Origin of the sequence: Pedobacter cryoconitis, assembly GCF_014200595.1 — a bacterium.
GTDB classification, from domain to species: Bacteria; Bacteroidota; Bacteroidia; order Sphingobacteriales; family Sphingobacteriaceae; genus Pedobacter; species Pedobacter cryoconitis_C.
This window is the reverse complement of record NZ_JACHCG010000001.1, coordinates 2,735,880-2,752,685: the sequence shown is the minus strand read 5'-3', so window position 1 is coordinate 2,752,685 and position 16,806 is coordinate 2,735,880. Positions and strand designations below refer to the sequence as shown.

The following is a 16,806-nucleotide window of genomic DNA, read 5'->3' as shown; positions in this document are numbered from 1 at the left end:
TTATATGTATTTACTAGGAATCGATATCGGTACATCTTCCATCAAGGTTTCGGTGGTGGATATACAAACCAGGAAAAGGATTGCCACAGCGCAGTATCCTGATCAAGAGGTGGAAATTAAATCTCTCCATCCGGGCTGGGCTGAACAGTCTCCTGAAGATTGGTGGCAAAATGCAATTCACGCTGTGCTCAGGTTAAATGCCATTGGAAGTTTTGATCCGGAGCAGATCAAGGCTATTGGTATTGCTTATCAAATGCATGGACTGGTCATTGTGGATCAAGAACAGAACGTGCTGCGGGATAGTATAATCTGGTGTGACAGCAGAGCGGTTGAATTGGGAGAAGAAGCTTTTGCAGAAATCGGGCAGGATAGATGTTTACATCAGCTGCTCAATTCCCCGGGTAATTTTACAGCTTCAAAACTGGCCTGGGTTAAGAATAACGAGCCTGAAATTTATAAAAAGATAGCTAAAGCAATGCTTCCGGGTGATTTTATTGCGATGAAACTGACCGGAAGTATCACAACGAGTATTTCTGCATTGTCTGAAGGTATATTCTGGGATTTTAGTTCGGATAAGTTATCAAAAGATATCATGGGATATTATGGTTTTGATCAGGATTTAATTCCTGTTATCAAACCATTATTCTCTGTGCATGGACAATTAAAGGCAGACATTGCGGAACAATTGGGGTTGCAGGAAGGAATTCCGGTTGCTTATAAATCAGGTGACCAGCCTAATAATGCACTGTCTTTAAACGTACTCAGACCGGGGGAGGTTGCGGCAACTGCCGGCACATCCGGCGTGATTTATGGTGTTAGCGATGCGTTAATTTATGATCCGGAATCCAGAGTCAATACGTTTGCTCATGTGACTTACAGTACAACTCAAAAACATACAGGTGTATTGTTGTGCATCAATGGAACCGGAAGTATGTACCGGTGGGCAAAACATAATTTCGCACCAAATTTGTCTTATGAGGCGCTGAATGAACTTGCTGCGACTGCACCTATAGGTAGCAAAGGTTTAAAAGTCCTGCCTTTTGGCAATGGTGCAGAACGTATACTGAAAAATAAATATACGGGTGCACAATTGCTTGGAATTGACCTTAACCTGCATGGAAAGCCCGAAATATTCAGAGCGGTACAAGAGGGAATAGCCTTTGCATTTCGTTATGGGCTGGATATTATGCGGGAAAGCGGTATGCAGCCAAAGGTGATCAGGGCGGGGATGGCCAATCTGTTTCTAAGTGAGGTTTTTGCACAGACCTTTGTAGATGTGACCGGTGTGCCTGTAGCGCTGTATGAAAATGATGGCAGTGTGGGCGCTGCAATTGGTTCAGGTATTGGTGCGGGGATTTTTGAAGATGCCGAAGAAGCGTTCATTCATCATGAACCGGTCAGGTATTTGGAGCCGAAAAATACAGCAGCCTATGAGCCGCTGTATACTGAATGGAAAAATCTTCTAAATAAAGCTTTATCAAGCTGAATAAAACAGAAATTATGACAAGAATAGTAATTGGAAAAAAAGAGTTTTTTAAAGGAATAACACAAGTTCAATTTGAAGGTTTAGAAAGTGATAATCCGCTGGCCTTTAGATGGTACGATCCAAATAGGATAGTAGCCGGTAAAACCATGAAAGAACATTTTAAGTTTGCTTGCGCTTACTGGCATTCATTTAATGGGAATGGGAGTGATCCTTTTGGCGGAGCTACACATGTTTTTCCGTGGGATGAAAAGAAAGATGCAGTAGAGCGGGCAAAAGATAAAATGGATGCTGCTTTTGAATTTATCACCAAAATGCAACTGCCTTATTACTGTTTCCACGATGTGGATATTGTCGATTATGGAGATGATATTGCTGAAAATGAACGCCGGTTACAAACTTTGGTTGATTATGCTAAAGAAAAACAGGCCAGCAGTGGAGTCAAATTACTCTGGGGAACAGCCAATTTATTCAGCCATAAACGTTATATGAATGGTGCATCTACCAATCCGGATTTTCATGTGCTGGCACATGGCGCTGCACAGGTAAAAGCTGCTTTAGATGCAACCATAGCGCTTGGCGGAGAGAACTATGTTTTCTGGGGCGGCAGAGAAGGTTACATGAGCTTATTAAATACCAATATGAAACGGGAGCAGGAGCATCTGGCTAAATTTCTTCATACTGCGAAAGATTATGCAAGAAATCAAGGGTTTTTAGGGACATTTTTTATTGAACCTAAACCGTGTGAACCTTCTAAACATCAATATGATTATGACGCTGCTACGGTAAAGAGCTTTTTACAGGAGTACGATTTGCTTGCAGATTTTAAAATGAATATTGAAGTGAACCACGCCACTTTAGCCGGGCATACTTTTCAGCATGAGTTACAGGTTGCAGCGGATAGCGGTTTGCTGGGGTCAATAGATGCCAATCGTGGCGATTATCAAAATGGATGGGATACGGATCAGTTTCCGACAGATATCAATGAACTGACTGAAGCGATGCTGATTATTTTGGAAAGCGGCGGTTTAAAAGGGGGAGGTGTAAATTTTGACGCCAAGATTCGCAGAAACTCAACTGATCCTGCTGATTTGTTTTATGCCCATGTGGGTGGTATGGATATTTTTGCAAGGGCTTTAGTTACTGCTGATGCGATTCTTCAAAAATCAGATTATCAAAAGATAAGGGCTGATCGCTATGCTTCTTTTGATAGTGGTAAAGGCGCGGAATTTGAGCAGGGTAAATTAAGTTTAGAAGATTTGAGGAACTATGCGGTACAAAACGGAGAACCCGAAGTCCGTAGCGGAAAACAGGAATATCTGGAAAATCTGATTAACAGATATATCTAGGTTATTTGAAATTCGCAAATATCCGATTGAAATCTCCAAACAAGAGGTTACTCAGTAACAGATCTTTGTCGTATCAAAATAAAGATATGATTATGGAGAACAAGAGTAAAATAGCGTTAGTTACTGGCGGTAGTCGCGGACTAGGTAAAAATATGGCACTTAAACTTGCGGAGAAAGGTATTGATGTCATTATCACTTATTTGAGTAAAGAAGAAGAAGCACAGAAAGTGGTTACACAAATTAAAGAGGCTGGACAAAATGCGGTAGCTCTGCGTTTGGATACTGGTGATTTGAAGAGCTTTGATTCGTTTTTTGAACAATTAAGAGGAACGCTTAAGGATACATTCCATGCAGATAAATTTGATTTTTTAATCAATAATGCTGGGGTGGGGCACAATACCTTAATTAAGGATATGAGTGAGGAAGTGTTTGATCAACTGATGAATGTACATTTTAAAGGGGTTTACTTTCTGACACAAAAGGCATTAGAGCTGCTGAATGATCAGGGTGGTATTGTCAATGTTTCTACAGGTCTTTCCCGGATGAGCATGTTTGGGTATTCTGCTTATGCAGCTATGAAAGGGGCAATAGAGGTTTTCACGAGGTATCTTGCAGCAGAGCTGGGCGCCAGAGGGATCAATGCGAATTCCATAGCACCAGGAGCTATCGAAACTGATTTTGGAGGTGGAGTTGTGCGTGACAATGAGCAGATTAATAAACACATCAGTGGTATTACTGCGCTTGGCCGGGTTGGTTTGCCTGAAGATATTGGCGGTGTTGTTGCTTTCTTATGTACACCAGATGCTAAATGGATTACTGCACAGCGTATTGAAGTTTCAGGAGGAATGAGCCTTTAATACCTGATACATTAATTTCAATAAGGAATATTATATTTGATTATTGCAAAAATATATGCCTCAGGAAACATCCTTAGAAGAATTTTATCAAAAAGTTACGGCCACTCTTCCTGTAGATATCAACAGGGAGATTGGCCATTTCAATGTTTTTGACATTGAGACACTGTTTGATCGGAAAACCGGTACCCGGATTATGCCTTATAGTAGAAGGGCTTATTATAAGATTAGTTTGATCAGAGGTAAAAACAGGGCGGAATATGCTGATAAAGTGATTGAAATCCCTGAAAGCGCCCTGCTTTTTGCAACGCCAAAAATCCCTTATAACTGGGTAGCGCATGATGATGATCAGACCGGGCTTTTCTGCATTTTTACAGCAGAATTCCTGGCCAAAAATAAGGTTGGGGTAGCTTTGGATGATTTGCCTATCTTTCAGCCAGGTCAATTGCCCATCTTTCAGCTGACATCGGAAGAAAGTGCCGAACTTGAAATTATTTTCAGGAAAATGCACAGGGAAATGGACTCCAGCTATATTTATAAATATGATCTGATCCGTAATTTCGTGATGGAAGTGATCCATTATGGACAAAAATTACAACCTATATCTCCATTTCATGTCGTGCAAAATGCTGCGGAAAGAATCACCTCATTGTTTGTGGAACTATTGGAAAGACAGTTTCCAATTGAAACTTCAGCGCAAAGATTGATGCTGCGTACGGCTAAGGATTATGCAGACCGGCTTGCGGTACATGTCAATCACCTGAATAAAGTATTGAAGGAAAGCTCTGGCCAAACGACGACCAGTATTATTACACTGCGGGTCATTCAAGAAGCAAAAATATTGCTGAAGCAAACGGACTGGAGTATTTCGGACATCAGTTATAGCTTAGGATTCGATGATCTGGCTCACTTTTCAAACTTCTTCAAAAAGCAAACCTCGATTACGCCAATTGCATTTCGCTCGTAGTTCTAATTGCATTTTGTTTTCTGGAGAAGCTACCACATGTAAGATATTGGCCATTTTCTATAAATAGCAATTTGAATAAGTGTCAAGGATTTAGGAAAAAATGCTATTCTTTCCTACCTTCAGTTCAGCTAATTTTGCAGGTGTAAAAATTACGATTATTCAATATACAGATGCGTTTACAACATATAGATAGAAGCGGGAGAGGTGAAATGCATTTTCTGACCGGAGAATTGAAACTTAATGAGCTGATTGAAGAACATCGGAGCAAAATTTTCCTGACGCTGGCGCTTAATACTGGTGAACCACAGAAAATAACTGTGGATGGAGTGGCTTATGATTTTCCTTCCTGGAGCATTATTCCAATATATGCAAATCAGCCTTTTCATTTCCATAATCCTGAAACAGTAACCATCTGGCAATATAACAGGGAGTTTTATTGCATGGCAGATAACCATGTAGAGATTAGCTGTATCGGACTGATCTTTCTGGGTTATTCTAAAAAACTTTTTATAGAAATAGCTCAGGAACATCGTCAAAAAATTTCCACATTGATAGAGATATTTATTGAAGAATTTGATTCAGGAGATTATATTAAAACAGATATGCTGCTGACTTTACTCAAACGCTTTATTATCATATTGACCAGGCTGGCCAGAGATCAGTATTTTGGTGATGTTATTTTTATTGATGATAAGTTTGATCTGATCCGTCAGTTTAATTTTTATGTGGAAGGGAATTTCCGTAAAGAACATAAGGTACAGTTCTATGCCGGTTTGATGAATAAATCGCCTAAAACATTATCCAACATTTTTACACTATACAATTATAACTCTCCAATGTCCATTATCCATGACCGTATTGTTAATGAGGCCAAGAGGTTATTATTTTATACTGATAAATCTGCAAAAGAGATTGCCTATGAACTTGGTTTTGAAGATGCTGCTCATTTTAGCAGGTTTTTTAAAAATAGTACAAGTCAAAATCCTTCTGGATTTCGTAAAAATGCAATAGTTTAAGTGATGAACCTTTAAAAAACAAAATCCCGCCAAATATATTATTTGGCGGGATTTTGTTTTTTAACTCTTTTTAAGCTAAAGAGATATTTTCGCTGTCAATTAAGTCTACCTTTTTACCCATTTTCTTTTGAATGATTTCAAAATGATGTAATTCATTCTGGCTAACCAATGAAATTGCATCTCCTGGTTTATCTGCACGGCCAGTTCTTCCGATACGGTGAACATAATCCTTTGGTGAACGTGGTAATTCATAATTGATCACAAAAGGAAGGAAATTAATATCAATTCCTCTGGCCATTAAATCTGTGGCTACTAATACCTTAAGCTTTCCTGATTTGAAATGTGTTAAAGCATCAGTTCTTGCGCCCTGGCTTTTCTTACTGTGAATAGCTTTTGCATCAATATTATTTTTACGAAGCTTGTTGACAATAGCATCAGCCTGTTTAACAGAAGAAGCAAAGACCAGTACTTGTTTCATTTCATGATGGTTGATCAGGTAACGTAAAAACGGCCCTTTCTTTTCATCTGAAACAATATAAGCTACCTGGTTGATCAGGTCGAGCGATTCCTCTTCTTCAGCTATCTTGATAACCACAGGATCATGCAGTAAGATTTGATGAATATGTTGAAGATCGGCATTCAATGTGGCTGATAGTAGTATGTTTTGACGCTTTTCAGGTAAAAGCGCAATGATTTTGTTGACTTCCTCTTTAAATCCCAGGTTAAGCATTTTATCTGCCTCGTCCAGTACCAACGCTTCAATACTGGATAAGTGTACTGCCTTTGAGTCTACTAATTCCAATAATCTGCCTGGTGTTGCAACCAATATATTTACACCCTGCATAGCCATCATTTGTGGGTTAATAGAAACACCACCATACACTGCCAGTGTTTTAACAGGCTCAGGAATTGCTTTGCTGAAGGTCTGGAAAACCTCTTTAACCTGTTCAGCAAGTTCACGTGTAGGCACCAGAACCAATACATTTGCATAGCGGTTTTTTACACCTGATGTTTGTTGCAGGTTCATTAAAAGCGGTAAAACATAACTTGCAGTTTTACCAGAGCCTGTTTTGGCAATGGCTAAGACATCTTTTTTATTTAGTATAGCTGGTATAGCTGTTTGTTGAATAGGGGTGGGTACTGTGAATTTCTGATCTATCAGTGCTATTAATAAAGCAGGCGATAAACCGAGGGATTTAAAAGGCATATTACTTAATTTTTCGTGTAAAAGTAAACAAAAATCGTTGGTAGCCGTTGGAGAAAGAAGAGAGAGTTTTTAATGGGCATTAGTGAAAAGAAAAAACATTGCCTATTTTAATAGAAATTTTAGTGCTTAAATATGAAAGACGAGATACGTATGGCAGTTTCCCTGCCAGAGAAATTAGAAAACGAAGTGTTTGAATTAAGCGATCTGGCTTGTGAATTACTGGAGGAAGGTAAGGTCGAAGAGGCATTGGAAAAAATAAAGCTTGCCTGGGAGAAAGTGCCGGAACCTGGGTACAATACTTCTGTATCTCATCTGATCTTATCTGCTTTAATTCCTATTTTGAATACAGCAGGCCAGCATAATGAGGCATTGCGGCTGACTAAAGAATGGATAGCAGATCTTGAAAATTCCGGTTACAGAATCTATCATACGCTGCCTTATATCTTACACGGAGAAACGTTGTTATTTCTTAAAGATGCGGATGCAGCAAAAGAATCTTTTTACCAGGCGGTAAAGTATGGTGCTAAAAAAAGAGATTTTAGTGACCAGCCTGGTTTTTATCTCGAGGTGGCACAAAAGAAACTGAATGACAATCAGGAGATTATGGCACTCTTTGAGGAGAAGGTTTTGTCCCGGTCGGTTACCATATTAAGACCTGAAACCGCGGAACTGTCAGCGGAGGTCAGTGAGCGTATTGAAGATTTAAGCGAACAGGGAAACGAGTTATTTGAAGAAGAAAAATATAGGGAATGTATTCAAGTCTGGAATGAGGCTTTAGCCTTGATTCCTGAACCCCAAAACACTTATAGGGAAGCGTTCTGGCTGGAAACTTCCATTGGAGATTGCTATTTTATGCTGAATGATTTCGAACAATCATTAGTGCATTTTTTAAATGCAAAAGGAAATATCGAAACCAATGCTCATGAAAATCCATTTGTAATGTTGCGTTTAGGAGAGTTGTTTTTAGAAGGGGCGCATTTTAATGACGCCAAAGAATTCCTGCTCCGCGCTTATATGCTGGAAGGCAAGGAAATATTTGAGGCAGAAGACCAAAAGTACTTTGTGTTTTTAGAACAAAATGTTGAACTCAATAAACCTGGTTAAGAGCCCCATGTTTATTGTAAATAGCTGACGAATATCTCAGAAAGTTGAAAAACACGATCCAGTACAATCATGGTAATACCTACTAAAATAATACTCAATAATTTATAGGTAAAAGTCCTGACGATTTTTTTATCGTGTATTGTTTTCCAAACAATCGGCAGATCAATTAGTGCGCTGGCCATAGAAGAGATAATGGCTGCGCTACCTGCAACTGCCGGACTAATCTGTCCATGTGCAGCCATGGTAGCAGCGGCTACAGTAGTACTTGCACTGCTGATCAGCCCGCCAAAGAAACCGGTACCCAGAATACCAAGACTTCCAAAATAGCGGGTCAGTAAAATACCTGCTGCCTGGATGATGATGAATAATACACCAAACCACAGTACTTTTGTTAAAGAAATAGGAGACGCCAGTTTAATGGTAGCCTGCGGTGTAGTTACATCTGCTTTCTCTAAACTATAATCACGCCATATCCATAATGCTGCTACACAAGACATGGCAAGTAGTGGTATAAGTGTTGCGGTGAGCGAAAGTGGAACAAATATAGCTGCCAATAACATGTTTCTTACAAACATTGAAATATTGATCAGGCTGGATAGTGTTGTTATTTTTGAAGGTGTGCCTGCACTTTGAACTCTGGAACTCACTTCGGCCACAGTTGCTGTACTATTGACCAGGCCGCCAAATATCGCCCCCAGATATAGGCCGCGCGTACTGAATACACGCAGAAATACGTAATTCACAAATCCAATTCCTGCAATTGCAATTACACTTATCCAGGCATCACTCGGATTGAATAAGTGCCAGGGATCAACATACCTGTTGGGCAATACCGGGAAGATTACAAAACCAATCAAACCCAGTAAAATAGCACTCCTTATCTCTGAGGGAAGGAGCCCTCCTGCAAATTTGTTCAGCTCTGTTTTCCAGGCCAGCAGCATTGTAATCACAATAGCGCCGGCAACGGGGGTAAATATATGTCCCATACCTACCAGAACGCCCAATATATAATTAGCAATCAGCGCCGCTGAGGTTGTGATCTCGACAGATTCATTGGCCATCAGGCTGCGCGCATTCATACCGATCGCCAATAAGAATACGCCTACCATGGCCACAATGATAAAATCGTGTCCTGCAAGAGTGGAGAGCATTCCCAATAGTGCGACAATTGAAAATGTTCTGATTCCGGCCTCTTTATGCGACCATTTCCGCTCCATGCCTATCAGCATGCCAATACCTATAGCAACAGTCATTTTTAAAGCAACTGGGCCGACAGGATAATGTATAAAATCATTGTTCATATAGCTGGTTTTTTAGTAAGCACGAAAGGCTTATGTTTTGTGGGTATTCCACAAATATTAAAGAAAGGGTTAAGTACCCTTCCAACACCGATGACAATACGACCCGGGATAGTTCCTCTTATTTACCACCAAAAGCATTCCAGAAAATAAAATACTGATTAAAAGGTTCGTAATATCTGTTTGAGATGACACCTATATACTTATCCGGACGAATAAGTATGGCTTTTATTGCTAATTTTGCGCGCAAAGAATAAATTATGGAAGCGAGCGAACTAAGAATCGGGAATTATACAATGGATCATGGCCATCCGGAGCAAATCCCGTATGGATCTGATATTGATTCCGCAGGATTGATGGATCCGATTCTTTTAACAGAGGAGTGGATAGTTAAATTTGGTTTTGAACGTTTTGAATTTGAATATGAAGAAGGAAACGAAACTACTTATGTATTAGAGAAAAAGAATGGTCATCAATTCGTACTCAATGAAAGTTTGCAGCCTATGGATGGCGAAATAGCCATGTTGGATTATAAACTGCAATATGTTCACCAGCTTCAGAATCTTTATTTTGCATTGACTAATGAAGAATTAATGATAAACGAGTAGTCTGAAAGACTGAATTCAATAAGTTCATTTATTAAAAATAATTCTCTTAATTCAAAAAAATAACTATTTTTGTATCGATTACTACAAAATAAGGCAATGAAAGGAAGACCAGTTACTTTTGACAACGAAGAGGTGATTTTAAAAGCCCAGAAAGTTTTTTGGGAAAAAGGATATACCGCTACTTCTCTGGCTGATTTATTAACGGCTACTGGCATGGGAAGTGGTAGTTTCTATAATACTTTTAAAGGGGGTAAAAAAGAGTTATTTCAAAAAGCAATACAACAACGACGGGAAGCATTTATACAGTTCAAGGCTGAGCTCAGCAGTAGTGATTCGCCAATTGATTTGATTAAGGATTTCTTTAGAAGTATGGCTACAGCTGATCAGCATACGCATCTGCAAGGCTGTCTTATTTCAAATACAGTAACAGAAATGACTTTTATTGATATCGGGCTTGAAAACCAGGCCATAACAATCTTGAAAGACGTGGAAAAAATGTTTGCTTTAGCCATTGAAAAGGGACAGCAGGATGGCCGCATAAAAAATCAAACCGATCCGGTCATTCTGGGCAGATATCTGATTACATTCTGGAATGGATTGAACGTGACCAGAAGAATGTATCCCGACAATAAAGTTCTCCAAAAACAGATTGAAATGCAGCTGGATCTCATCAGTTGATTTTTTTTGTTCAATTATGTATCAATCATTACAAAAATAAAATAATATTATGGATTTACATTTAGATTCAAAAACAGCATTTATCAGCGGTTCTACACAAGGTATCGGCTTTGCGATAGCCAAACAGTTAGTAAAAGAAGGCGCAAGCGTTATTCTTAATGGGCGTACCCAACAAAAAATAGATCTTGCTATAGAAAGCCTGAAACAATTATATCCTGATAGTCAGATCTCAGGAATTGCGGCCGATTTCTCTAAAAGTGAGGAAGTCGAAGCCTTAATAAATTCATTGCCTTCAATTGATATTCTGATCAACAATGTGGGCATTTTTGAACTCAAATCTTTTGATGCTATAACAGATGCTGACTGGATGAGGATTTTTGAAGTCAATGTGATGAGCGGAGTGCGGCTTTCGCGTATTTTGCTGCCTAAAATGCTGAATAAGAATTGGGGCAGGGTGATTTTTATCAGCAGTGAATCGGGCATCAATATTCCTGACAACATGATTCATTATGGGATGACTAAAACGGCATTGGTAGCGATAAGTAATGGCCTGGCAAAATTAACTAAGGGTACTCAGGTTACAGTGAATACTATATTGGGCGGGCCAACTTATTCGGATGGGGTAGCAGAAGTTATACAACAAATTGCCCATGCTCAAAATCAGGATCCGGAACAACTTAAAGCCTATATTGGCAGCAGTACTAATCCGACTTCACTCTTGCAGCGGTTTATTGATCCGCAAGAGCTGGCGAACCTTGCTGTTTATCTTTCCAGTCCTTTATCAATTGCTACAAATGGTGCGAGCTTACGTGCAGATGGTGGTGTTTTAACCGGGATTTAGGCTGTTTTAGTTCCAGATTAGCTGAATAATTTAGCTGCTGACATACTGTTGTCACTACGCGGTTATAGTTTTACACTATCAAATCACAAGCTAAAGATAAAATTATGAACACAATCACAGCTCAACAGGTAATCAACACAGCAGAATTACTGGCACACTGGCAGGGGCACCGTAACTTAACCCGAAAAGTAATAGAAGTTTTCCCGGAAAAAGAACTTTTTGATTATTCGATAGGTGGAATGCGGAGTTTTGCTGGAATGGTTATGGAGTTATTGGCTATTGGTGGTCCGGGAATACAGGAAATCGCAACCAATACAGTTAATGAATTGAATGAACAATTTAAAGGAATTACACAAAAGGAGCAATTGCTGCAATTGTGGGACGAGTCTACAGTAACAATAAATACTTATTGGGCACAGATTCCTGCTGAAAGGTTCTCAGAAGAAATTACAATTTTCGGTAAGTATAAAGGAACAGTCTGGTCTTCCGTTTTTTATTTTATAGACAATGAGATTCATCATCGCGGACAAGGGTATGTATACTTGCGTAGCCTGGGTATTGAACCTCCTTTCTTTTGGGACAGACCCTGATATTCTTTTGCAGTTAATTAGAGCTTCACATTTTTGTGAGGCTCTTTAAAGTGAATACCAGTAGTGATAAGCCAAGCAGGACAATGCTTGTCCATGGTAACTGATGAATACCAATTTTTAAGATGGCCAATCCACCAATTGTGGATCCGATTGTTACGGCCAGATTTCCACAGGAAGTGAAAATACTATTGATGAATTCGGGTGCTTCTGAAGTTGAAGAAGTAATATTTACATTACTGATCAAAAAACCACCGGAATGGATAAATCCCCAAAATATGATGAGGAATACCATAAGGTTATAATTAGCTCCCATAAAATAAGTTAAGCTGTGAATTCCTAAAAGTGATACTATAAAAAGTAGTGTAGTCCTTTCCTTGTTTTTACTTAAAAGTTTGCCGGAAAAGTAATTCCCTGCAACACCAGTTATACCAAATATCAGCAACATTACTCCGATTTCCGAACCAGTCATATGGGTGATGTTTTTTAAGTAATCAGCCAGATAACCATAGGTAGAGAACATTGCTGAAATCATCAGACAAGCTAACAAAAGGCTGAATAGCAGACTACGGTTACCTAGTATCTTCCAATAAGAAATTTTGATTTTTGCCCCGGAGACGGGGATATAAGGAAGGAAAATCCATAGAGATAAAAATGAAATACTATTGATTACAGCAGATAAGACAAAAGAAGCCCTCCAGCTAAACATTTCTGCCATAAATGTTGCCATAGGTATTCCGAAAACTGTGGCTAACGTTAATCCACCAAATACAATGCTAACAGCTTTAGGCGACTCATCAGCAGGTACAGAGCCTGCTGCAACGGCCAAACCAACAGACCAGAAAACAGGATGTAAAATTGCGGGCAAGGCACGGGCAAAGAGTAAAAATGGAAATGATGGCGCGATAGCAGAGAGAATGTTGGAAATCGAAAATAATGCTATTACCAGTAATAAAGTTCTTTTTCTATCAGCATCCGAGAATGCTAATGTGATAAAAGGAGCAGAGATTGCTATAATCAGTGCAAAAATGCTTAATAACCATCCCGCTTTATCAATAGTAATATGATAAGTGTCTGCTATTTGTGGTAATATACCGATCACACCAAATTCGGTTGTTGTAATTCCGAAAATCCCTAAAGCCAGTACGTAAAGTGTTCTTTTCATATTTGTTTTTTGTGCAAATTTGAAGCATAGATAACCTGATTAGATGATATGCACTTTTATGTGAAATACTATCAAAAAGGAAAGTATACTGATAATTAGAAGCTTAATCATGCCAGAATTTTTTCACGATAAAAAACTGTACTATACTCCGATTGAATTTGCCTTAAAACATATTGGGGGAACATGGAAAATGCCTATCCTATGGAGACTTCAGGCAAACATCCTCAGGTATGGAGAATTGAAAAAAGATATTCCCCATATTACGCACAAAATGCTGACGAGTCAGTTGCGGGAGCTGGAAGAGAAGCAACTTATTGAACGGACTGTTTATCCCGTCGTTCCACCTAAAGTAGAGTATAAGATTACGGCAAAAGGATTAAAAGCAATCCCGGTGATTGAGCATATTATGAAGTATGGTTATGAACTAATCCAGGAAGCAGGTATTGAGTATCCACCAAAAGCTTAATTTGTAAACAGGCCATATCATAGAAAACACCGTATCAATCAAATGATACGGTGTTTTTCAAAGGGTTTTGTTGTACAGTAATTATTGCAAGTTCAGTCCCGAAAACAAGCTATACTTAATCTCTACATATTCTTCTATACCATAATAACTGCCCTCACGTCCATACCCTGATTCTTTTATGCCTCCAAAAGGTACTGATGCAGTACCAACAGAGCCACTGTTTAAAATGACCATACCAGATTCAATGCGTTGTGAAAGTCTGAATGCCCGGCCAAGGTTTTCAGTATAAGCGTAGGCAACCAGGCCGTAAGCTGTATGGTTTGCGCGTTCTATTACCTCTTGCTCAGTGTCAAATGTATATACCGCGAAAACAGGCCCGAAGATTTCAGTTTGATTAATCTCCATATCATCTGTCAGCTCAGTTAAAATGGTCGGCTCATAGAAAAGCCCGCCTTTTGCATGGATTTTTCCGCCATATATTACTTTAGCTCCTTGCTTAACCGTAGTAGAAATCAAGGCCTCCACTTTATCGATTGCCTTTTGATTGATCAGCGGGCCAACAACAAATTCCTCCTGTAAGCCATCATCAACTCTTATTTGTGAAACTGAATCTTTTAACAGTTTAATCACCTGGTCATAACAAGTTTGCTGGACATATATACGATTGGGTGAAATACATACTTGTCCTGAATTTCTCAGTTTTGCACTCACCAGACCTTTTACCGCATTTTCAATATTTGCATCGTCAAAAATAATAAACGGCGCATTACCACCAAGCTCCATCGTTAGCTTTTTAAGGGTAGCAGCACTTTGTTCCACTAAAAGTTTACCAATCTGGGTCGATCCTGTGAAGGAGATTTTGCGGATACGGGCATCAGCTGTAAAAATCCGGCCAATCATTTTTGGATCACCAGTCACCAGTTCAAATACACCTTCCGGAATTCCGGCTTTGCGTGCATAGGCTAACAATTTTATAGCAGTTAATGGTGTGTCTTCTGCCGGTTTTATAATCATTGTACAGCCTGCTGCCAAGGCTGTAGCAATTTTACGTGTAATCATCATGAATGGAAAATTCCATGGTGTGATTGCTGCGGTTGGGCCAATAGGATTTTTAGTTACGATGACAGCTCCATTTGGATCATGTGTAGGGACCGTGTCTCCATATAAACGCTTAGCTTCTTCTGCGTACCATTCAATAAATCCTAAACCATAATCAATTTCCCCACGGGATTCCGATAGACATTTTCCGTTTTCTGCTGTCAATAATTTTGCAAATTCTTCTTTGTCTGCTTTGACCAGATCATGCCAGTTGCGTAATAAAGCGGAACGTTCAGCGGCAAGTTTTTTTGACCACGATGGAAATGCATTCACCGTACGGTCAACTGCAATTTTCACTTCAGGTTCACTGAGATTTGCACATTCATTAATTAAGTTTCCTGTGGAAGGATTGTATACTTTAATAGTTTCCATGTTCTTGTTTTTGTAGGATACAAATGTACCCTGATAAAAAAGTTGAGGTTAGGCACTATCAAACCAATGTTTGTATAAATCAAACCATGACATGGCATTGGCTAAAGGAGTTATTCATTTAACCAGAAAAATTCATTTTGCAGAATTCGAAGAAAATGAACTATTTTTGCCATGCTTTAGACTCATATTTCCCTCAGAACATGGAAACTCTTGAAGAATTTTACCAGTATAAGTTTGATGGGTTTTCCAGTCCGGACAAAAGAGCTATTGGACAATTCAATGTTTTTCGTATTGAAGATCGTGTGCGTAGAGAAGCTCCTTCTTTGCATGTGAGACGTAATTTTTATAAAGTAATGCTGTATGCGGGAGAAAATGTATTTCATTACGGAGATCAAAGTATAGCTGTTAAGGGGAAAACTCTTTTATTCTTTCATCCCCAAATCCCATACTCTTATAACCTGGTAGAAGAGGGGACTACAGGTTTCTTTTGTGTATTTAAAGATGAATTTTATCAGGAAAATTTCAGGCTGAACTTAGGAGATCTTCCTTTATTTGTACCTGGAGTACCACCCGTTTATAGTCTTAACGAAGAACAATACAATGAAGTAGCATCAATTTTTCAAAGAATGTATCAGGAAATCGACACCTCTTATATTTATAAATATGAATTGATCAGAAGTTATCTGAACCAATTGCTTTTTCTGGCGATGAAATTGGGGCCTGATAACAACCATTTACAATATGCTGATGCGGGCACCAGGATAACGGCCCGGTTTATTGAAATGCTGGAACGACAGTTTTTGATAGAATTCGGCTCAGAGCGGTTATTACTTCGGACACCTAAAGATTTTGCTGGCAAACTTGCTGTGCATATCAATTATCTAAACCGGATTGTAATGAAGACGACTGGTAAAACTACAAGTGAACATATTTACAGCAGAATAGCATCAGAGGCCAAAATATTGCTTAAACATACGCAATGGAACATATCCGAAATAGGTTATGCGCTTGGCTTTGATGATCAGGCACATTTCAATAAATTTTTCAAAGCACAAGCTGGAATGAATCCTACTGCTTACCGGACAGACATATGACAAGTGAAATACAAATTTTAAAAGACTTTGTTGAAGGCAAATTATCTCCTAAAGCTTTTGAACAACACATTTATACAAATTCAGCATTAGAGGAATTACTTTCGGACCCGGCGATAAGCTGGCACGGGACCTATCTGGAAGGTACAACTACATTTTTATATTTGGCAGAACTGAACTATGGAAATTCTGCCGGGCAAATAGAAGCCCACGGAACTGCTGAACTATTTTTAATGAAAATTGGCATTGAGGTAATAGCTTCAAAAAAATATATGCAAGACCATGAATTGCTGATCAGTGCGACTCCAAAATATATTGATGCCGATGCGGATTTTATTGAAAAATATATCCTGCCAACGGATAAAATGATTGCTAAAGCTGACAAAAAGCAGTTTATTAAACAACGTTATGCAGAACTTTTTAAATATCAGACAAAACCTCCTCAGTGGATACAGCACCCGGATTGGTTAATAAAAAATGATAAACCATTGTTTTTCCTAGGTCAGTTTGAAATCAAAAATTGTAATTTATTTAACGATGATGGCTGTATTTATTTGTTTATCGATACCGGAACAGGAGCTGTCGAAACTGTAAAACAATTTTATTGATAACAACTATTGAA

17 protein-coding genes are annotated in these 16,806 nt (G+C 38.9%); 13 read left to right on the top strand and 4 right to left on the bottom strand.

The features are described from left to right. The first annotated feature begins 4 nt into the window (after positions 1 to 4). The 5 genes from HDE70_RS11840 to HDE70_RS11820 all read left to right on the top strand — a co-directional run bounded on the left by HDE70_RS11840 (position 5) and on the right by HDE70_RS11820 (position 5,669). On the top strand, positions 5 to 1,486 hold the full coding sequence (locus tag HDE70_RS11840) for a xylulokinase (RefSeq protein ID WP_183869760.1): 1,482 nt from the start codon (positions 5 to 7) through the stop codon (positions 1,484 to 1,486). Between the two features lie 14 nt (positions 1,487 to 1,500). Next, positions 1,501 to 2,832: a xylose isomerase gene (gene xylA, locus HDE70_RS11835; protein WP_183890269.1), complete on the top strand. Its 1,332-nt coding sequence runs from the start codon at positions 1,501 to 1,503 to the stop codon at positions 2,830 to 2,832. Positions 2,833 to 2,924: 92 nt separating this feature from the next. Further along, positions 2,925 to 3,689 (top strand): SDR family NAD(P)-dependent oxidoreductase, encoded by a 765-nt coding sequence (locus HDE70_RS11830; protein WP_183869762.1) that lies wholly within the window; start codon positions 2,925 to 2,927, stop codon positions 3,687 to 3,689. Positions 3,690 to 3,744: 55 nt separating this feature from the next. Beyond that, positions 3,745 to 4,653 carry a helix-turn-helix domain-containing protein gene (locus tag HDE70_RS11825; protein ID WP_183869763.1) on the top strand — a complete coding sequence of 303 codons (909 nt, stop codon included), beginning with the start codon at positions 3,745 to 3,747 and terminating at the stop codon, positions 4,651 to 4,653. 170 nt (positions 4,654 to 4,823) lie between these two features. Next, positions 4,824 to 5,669 (top strand): AraC family transcriptional regulator, encoded by an 846-nt coding sequence (locus HDE70_RS11820; protein ID WP_183869764.1) that lies wholly within the window; start codon positions 4,824 to 4,826, stop codon positions 5,667 to 5,669. Positions 5,670 to 5,739: 70 nt separating this feature from the next. Here HDE70_RS11820 and HDE70_RS11815 read toward each other — a convergent pair whose 3' ends face one another. Continuing rightward, complete coding sequence (locus HDE70_RS11815) at positions 5,740 to 6,876, bottom strand: DEAD/DEAH box helicase (protein WP_183869765.1); 1,137 nt, start codon at positions 6,874 to 6,876, stop codon at positions 5,740 to 5,742. Between the two features lie 132 nt (positions 6,877 to 7,008). On the opposite strand from HDE70_RS11815, the gene HDE70_RS11810 reads away from it, so the two are divergent. Continuing rightward, positions 7,009 to 7,980 carry a tetratricopeptide repeat protein gene (locus tag HDE70_RS11810; protein ID WP_183890267.1) on the top strand — a complete coding sequence of 324 codons (972 nt, stop codon included), beginning with the start codon at positions 7,009 to 7,011 and terminating at the stop codon, positions 7,978 to 7,980. A gap of 11 nt (positions 7,981 to 7,991) precedes the next feature. Here HDE70_RS11810 and HDE70_RS11805 read toward each other — a convergent pair whose 3' ends face one another. After that, positions 7,992 to 9,281, bottom strand: a complete 1,290-nt coding sequence (locus HDE70_RS11805) for an MgtC/SapB family protein (RefSeq protein WP_183869767.1) — start codon at positions 9,279 to 9,281, stop codon at positions 7,992 to 7,994. A gap of 257 nt (positions 9,282 to 9,538) precedes the next feature. Here HDE70_RS11805 and HDE70_RS11800 point away from each other — a divergent pair, with 257 nt between their 5' ends. The 4 genes from HDE70_RS11800 to HDE70_RS11785 all read left to right on the top strand — a co-directional run bounded on the left by HDE70_RS11800 (position 9,539) and on the right by HDE70_RS11785 (position 11,995). Next, positions 9,539 to 9,886 carry a hypothetical protein gene (locus tag HDE70_RS11800; RefSeq protein ID WP_183869768.1) on the top strand — a complete coding sequence of 116 codons (348 nt, stop codon included), beginning with the start codon at positions 9,539 to 9,541 and terminating at the stop codon, positions 9,884 to 9,886. A 96-nt stretch (positions 9,887 to 9,982) separates the two neighbouring features. Beyond that, complete coding sequence (locus HDE70_RS11795) at positions 9,983 to 10,564, top strand: TetR/AcrR family transcriptional regulator (protein ID WP_183890265.1); 582 nt, start codon at positions 9,983 to 9,985, stop codon at positions 10,562 to 10,564. A gap of 49 nt (positions 10,565 to 10,613) precedes the next feature. Beyond that, positions 10,614 to 11,405 carry an SDR family NAD(P)-dependent oxidoreductase gene (locus HDE70_RS11790; protein ID WP_183890263.1) on the top strand — a complete coding sequence of 264 codons (792 nt, stop codon included), beginning with the start codon at positions 10,614 to 10,616 and terminating at the stop codon, positions 11,403 to 11,405. A gap of 104 nt (positions 11,406 to 11,509) precedes the next feature. Further along, positions 11,510 to 11,995 carry a DinB family protein gene (locus tag HDE70_RS11785; protein WP_183890261.1) on the top strand — a complete coding sequence of 162 codons (486 nt, stop codon included), beginning with the start codon at positions 11,510 to 11,512 and terminating at the stop codon, positions 11,993 to 11,995. Between the two features lie 25 nt (positions 11,996 to 12,020). Here HDE70_RS11785 and HDE70_RS11780 read toward each other — a convergent pair whose 3' ends face one another. Then, positions 12,021 to 13,157: an MFS transporter gene (locus tag HDE70_RS11780; protein WP_183890259.1), complete on the bottom strand. Its 1,137-nt coding sequence runs from the start codon at positions 13,155 to 13,157 to the stop codon at positions 12,021 to 12,023. A 109-nt stretch (positions 13,158 to 13,266) separates the two neighbouring features. On the opposite strand from HDE70_RS11780, the gene HDE70_RS11775 reads away from it, so the two are divergent. Next, complete coding sequence (locus HDE70_RS11775) at positions 13,267 to 13,623, top strand: winged helix-turn-helix transcriptional regulator (protein WP_183869773.1); 357 nt, start codon at positions 13,267 to 13,269, stop codon at positions 13,621 to 13,623. A gap of 81 nt (positions 13,624 to 13,704) precedes the next feature. On the opposite strand, the gene HDE70_RS11770 is transcribed toward HDE70_RS11775, so the two are convergent. Continuing rightward, positions 13,705 to 15,093, bottom strand: coding sequence for an NAD-dependent succinate-semialdehyde dehydrogenase (locus tag HDE70_RS11770; protein WP_183890257.1), 1,389 nt, complete (start codon positions 15,091 to 15,093; stop codon positions 13,705 to 13,707). A 200-nt stretch (positions 15,094 to 15,293) separates the two neighbouring features. On the opposite strand from HDE70_RS11770, the gene HDE70_RS11765 reads away from it, so the two are divergent. Then, positions 15,294 to 16,187: a helix-turn-helix domain-containing protein gene (locus tag HDE70_RS11765; protein ID WP_183890255.1), complete on the top strand. Its 894-nt coding sequence runs from the start codon at positions 15,294 to 15,296 to the stop codon at positions 16,185 to 16,187. Further along, a complete protein-coding gene (locus HDE70_RS11760; RefSeq protein WP_183890253.1) occupies positions 16,184 to 16,792 on the top strand; it encodes a hypothetical protein in 609 nt (202 codons plus the stop codon). The genes HDE70_RS11765 and HDE70_RS11760 overlap by 4 nt, the downstream gene beginning before the upstream one ends. Positions 16,793 to 16,806: the final 14 nt, after the last annotated feature.